At 64.6% G+C, this 229-nt stretch carries 1 protein-coding gene; it reads left to right on the top strand.

The window, feature by feature from the left end; translation table 11 throughout:
- On the top strand, nt 1–229 hold a 229-nt coding region (locus ACLJNW_RS29180; protein ID WP_410962164.1), incomplete at both ends, for an aminoacyl--tRNA ligase-related protein.

Here is a 229-nt window from a genome sequence, read left to right as displayed (position 1 = left end):
GAACTACGCCGAGAACATGTTCACCACCTCCTCGGAAAGTCGCGACTACGCGGTCAAGCCGATGAACTGCCCGTGCCACGTGCAGATCTTCAACCAGGGCCTGAAGTCCTACCGCGACCTGCCGCTGCGCCTCGCCGAGTTCGGCGCCTGCCACCGCAACGAGCCGTCCGGCGCGCTGCACGGGATCATGCGCGTACGCGGCTTTACCCAGGACGACGCGCATATCTTC

It is taken from the genome of Salmonella sp. SAL4457, from assembly GCF_046548235.1.
Lineage (GTDB): Bacteria > Pseudomonadota > Gammaproteobacteria > Enterobacterales > Enterobacteriaceae > Salmonella > Salmonella enterica.
The sequence above is the reverse complement of the archived record's forward strand: the minus strand, read 5'-3'. Positions and strand labels throughout refer to the sequence as shown.